The 4,071-nt window shown below is 58.4% G+C and carries 4 protein-coding genes; 1 reads left to right on the top strand and 3 read right to left on the bottom strand.

Annotated features, from left to right (window positions below; genetic code table 11):
• The 3 genes from ACF8AM_RS14360 to ACF8AM_RS14350 form a co-directional block, all read right to left on the bottom strand.
• Positions 1 to 354, bottom strand: a 354-nt coding sequence (locus ACF8AM_RS14360) for a Sir2 family NAD-dependent protein deacetylase (RefSeq protein ID WP_392556293.1), incomplete at its 3' end; no start/stop codon positions are given.
• A gap of 98 nt (positions 355 to 452) precedes the next feature.
• Positions 453 to 1,877 (bottom strand): class II fumarate hydratase, encoded by a 1,425-nt coding sequence (locus ACF8AM_RS14355; RefSeq protein ID WP_392556292.1) that lies wholly within the window; start codon positions 1,875 to 1,877, stop codon positions 453 to 455.
• Between the two features lie 122 nt (positions 1,878 to 1,999).
• On the bottom strand, positions 2,000 to 2,944 hold the full coding sequence (locus ACF8AM_RS14350; protein ID WP_392547615.1) for a DNA integrity scanning protein DisA nucleotide-binding domain protein: 945 nt from the start codon (positions 2,942 to 2,944) through the stop codon (positions 2,000 to 2,002).
• Between the two features lie 381 nt (positions 2,945 to 3,325).
• Here ACF8AM_RS14350 and ACF8AM_RS14345 point away from each other — a divergent pair.
• Positions 3,326 to 4,071, top strand: a 746-nt coding sequence (locus ACF8AM_RS14345) for a flotillin-like FloA family protein (protein WP_392556294.1), incomplete at its 3' end; no start/stop codon positions are given.

Raw genomic sequence — 4,071 nt, 5'->3', positions numbered from 1 at the left:
GTCGATGCATCGGACCTTCATCAGTTCGCCGTGCATCGGCAACACCCGCTTGCTGCCGGCCCGTTGGTGCAGGTTGTCGATGTTCTGGGTCACCAACAAGAAATCACCCGAATCATGGCCACGTTCGAAGTCCGCAAGCGCAACATGCGCCGCGTTGGGCTGGATCAACGGGTCCTGTAGTTTGCGTCGCCGCAAGTTGTAGAACCGATGCACCAACACGGGATCGGCATCAAAGCCCTCCGGCGACGCCACTTGTTCGACCCGATGGCCTTCCCACAAACCGTCGGCACCACGAAACGTCGGAATACCCGATTCCGCGGAAATCCCGGCACCGGTCAAAACGAGAACGTTCATCGAATCGGCTCGTCGATCAATGGATGCAGTGGTGCGGATGCCCGGCGGCGTCTTCGACAAGCGGCACGCCGGGCGGGGTCAAACTCAGGCCCGTTCGGTCAGGCCTGCGGTTCGGTCATCTTCCAGGGATCGAGTGCTTCGGTGAGTTGGTCCTCAGGAAGGATGTTTTTCGCAACACACAACTCTCGGATCGTTTGCCCTGACTTGAAGGCTTCTTTGGCCAGAGCGGCGGCTTGCTCGTAACCGATCAGCGGGTTCAAACTGGTGCACATCGACAAGGATTGTTCCACGGCGGCGTTGCAGGCCTCTTCGTTTGGTTCCATTCCGTCGAGGCAGAAATCGATGAACGCCGAGCAACCGCCGTCGAGCAATCGGATTGATTCCAATGACGTGTGAGCCATGACGGGCATCATGATGTTGAGTTGGAAGTTGCCACCGCATCCGCCACTGATCGTCATCGTGGCGTCGTTACCGATCACACGAGCGGCGATCTGCATGAGCGACTCGCACATCACCGGGTTGACCTTGCCCGGCATGATCGAACTGCCTGGTTGCCGCGTGGGGAGTTTGACTTCGTAGTAGCCACAACGCGGTCCGCTGCCGAGCCAACGAATGTTGTTGGCGATACCGAGCAAGGTTTGGGCGATGCACTTGAGTTGACCGTGCGACTCGACCAATCCGTCTCGGTTGGCGTTGCCTTCGAAATGATTGACCGCTTCGACGAACGCGATGCCGGTTTGTTCGGCCAAGTTAGCGGCGACGCGCGATCCGAATTCGGGGTGCGTGTTGATTCCGCTGCCGACCGCCGTTCCGCCGACGGGCAGTTCGAGGACCGCGTCGCGTGCTTTCTCGGCTCGCGCGATGGACAATTCGATTTGACGAGCAAAGCCGCTGAATTCCTGACCCAAACGCAGCGGTGTGGCGTCCATCAAGTGGGTTCGTCCGATCTTGATGATCTTGTCCCAGGCTTTGACCTTCTCTTCGAGCGACGCATGCATTCGCTTGAGCGTCGGGATGAGTTTGGTTTGGATTTCGACAGCGGTCGCAACGTGGATCGCGGTTGGGAACGTATCGTTGGTGCTCTGCCCCATGTTGACATGGTCGTTGGGGTGAATCGGTATGACCTCTGCCATCCGATCGCCGCCGTCGATTTCAATCGCACGGTTGCTGATCACCTCGTTGACGTTCATATTGCTGCTGGTGCCGCTGCCGGTTTGGAACACGTCGACAGGGTATTGCCCGGTGAGTTTGCCTTCGGCGACTTCGGTCGCGGCCGCTAGCATCGATTCGACCTGTTTGTCCGACAGAGGGTTTTTGCCCGTGCCGGTCAATTTGCCGAGGTCACGATTGGCGATCCCGCATGCGAGTTTGACCCGTCCCATGGCGGAGATCATGGCGGGCGGCAGTTGCCAACCACTGACCGGGAAGTTCTCAACCGCCCGTTGAGTTTGAGCACCGTAGTAAGCGTCCGCGGGAACGTGAACCTCGCCCATCGAGTCGCGTTCGGTTCGTGTCTTGGTCATGATGAGTGATTCGGATTGGTTGGCTGCAAAAAGCGGGAGCCCCGACGTGGGGTTCCTCCGTGCCTGATGAAGCTAACAAATCCGGGCCAAGGCGCGAACGACCGGATGCCCCGGTGAGACGATCAGTCCTCGGGGGTTTGCGGCGGCGGTTCGAAAGCGAATTCCTGCCATTTGACGGCCTTGTCCATTGGCACGATTTGCAGGATTAGAAAGCCATTTTGGTACAAGCGGACCGTCCCGGTGGATTGACTAACGACGACCGAGACGGCCTTCGTCTTACGAGTGATCGCGGCTGCGGCCCAATGTCGCGACCCGAGTCCCTTGGTCATTTTGAGGTCTTCGTGCGATACCTCGAGCATCTGGCGACTGCGCTCGATGACGCCCTCGCTCGTGACCACGAACGCACCGTCGAGCTGGGCGACTTCCTTGGCATCCTCTTGAACCTTGGGGTCGAGTAGGTTGCGGTGCTTCTTGTTGTACCCGCGAAACGGATCCACTCCGCTGTCGTTGGCGTGCTCGAGGACTTTTCGTGTGTCCCCGACGACGAACATAGTTCCGACGGCCTTGCCTTCCCGCCCTTCGCGGCCGATCTGCGACGCCAGGTCAACGACCGCTTTGATGGTCTTCAGCGGCACGCTGCTTTCGAGCGTTTGCAGGTCGCGAACGGTGAACCTTCGCATCCGTTCATCGAGTTGCAGGTGACTGATCGAGTCCAGGCGTCCCTGTTGGAATCCGCTGTAAACGGCGACCACTTCCCCGTTGGTGCGGATCATCTCGTCGGCGGCGGCTTCGAGGAGTGCTTCCTGCAATCGCTCGAGCAAGGGGGCCTTTTCTTTGTTCAGTGCCAGTGGCCGAAGTCCCGCTTCGGCCGCCCCGTCGAGATCCTCGAGGGTGTCCACCGCAATGATGACGGTGTTGTCTTCCGCGCCCGAAAGTTCGGAAACCCGTTTCCAATCGGTGCCACCGTCGAGCAACAGCAACAATGCGTCGGCCCCTCGATCGGTCAACAACGAAACGCCTGCGCGGATCATCGCGGCGTTGTGTTTCGTGAGTCTCTGTGTTGCCATCGCGGAAAAGTTCTAGAAGAAAAGTCGACAGTTACGATCGAGCAATGTCTCGGCCGGTGTGTTTACCGAAACGGCGGCTCTCACCGGACAGGCCCCGCGGTCTGCGGACGCCCGTCGATTGATATGACTGGATGTGCACCCAGTTTAGCTGAACTCGCCTCCCTACCATAGTGAGACAGTCGGCCTTCGCGGCTCAGATCGTGACAAATCGAACCCACCAACCTGGCTCGCAGTGCTACAATGAGCCGTCGACTGATTTTGCCCGAATGTCGGCTAACTGTCGTCCAGACCCTCTTTCGAGAATTTGACTGAAACTACCACATGAACTTGCTTCAAGAATTTCGGGGCGTGACCCCGAGTCTGTTGGCGGCGATTTCCAACATGAATTTGGCTGCTTTGATCGGCGCGTTGGTGATTTTCGTCGCCATCGTCGTGATCTTTTTTGTGTTCGCCAGCTATTTCGGGCTGTGGATCCAGTCCGTTTTGACGAAGTCGAATATCGGGTTTTCTAACCTGATCGCGATGACGTTTCGAAAGGTAAACACCCGCGCGATTGTGCGGAGCAAGATCATGGCGACACAGGCCGGCCTCGACGATCCGGACCTGACCGGCGGCGCGTTGGAAGCCCACTACCTTGCCGGCGGAAACGTTCAACAAGTCATCCGCGCCCTGATCGCAGCCAAAAAGGCCAAGACGATTTCGTTAACGTTTCGCGAAGCCACGGCGATCGATTTGGCCGGTCGGGATGTGTTGGAGTCGGTCCAAACAAGCGTTTATCCGAAAGTCATCGATTGTCCGCCGCGCGGTGCCGCCAAACCATCGCTCGACGCGGTTGCGAAAGACGGGATTCAGCTCAAGGTGAAAGCTCGGGTGACGGTCCGGGCGAACCTGCAACAGTTGATCGGTGGTGCCACCGAAGACACGATCATCGCCCGGGTTGGTGAGGGGATCGTCAGTGCGATCGGGAGTGCGGACAACCACAAAGCGGTTCTCGAAAACCCCGATGTGATCAGTAAAGCCGTGCTCGCGAAGAAGCTCGACTCGCAGACCGCGTTTGAAATCGTTTCGATCGACATCGCGGACATTGACGTCGGTGCCAACATCGGTGCACGTTTGCAGGCCGATCA

Source organism: Rhodopirellula sp. JB055 (genome assembly GCF_043100905.1).
Lineage (GTDB): Bacteria > Planctomycetota > Planctomycetia > Pirellulales > Pirellulaceae > Rhodopirellula.
The sequence above is the reverse complement of the archived record's forward strand: the minus strand, read 5'-3'. Positions and strand labels throughout refer to the sequence as shown.

Coding starts and splice junctions, on each gene's coding strand:
- ACF8AM_RS14355 (WP_392556292.1), bottom strand. CDS start 1,877: ATGACCAAGACACGAACCGAACGCGACTCGATGGGCGAGGTTCACGTT.
- ACF8AM_RS14350 (WP_392547615.1), bottom strand. CDS start 2,944: ATGGCAACACAGAGACTCACGAAACACAACGCCGCGATGATCCGCGCA.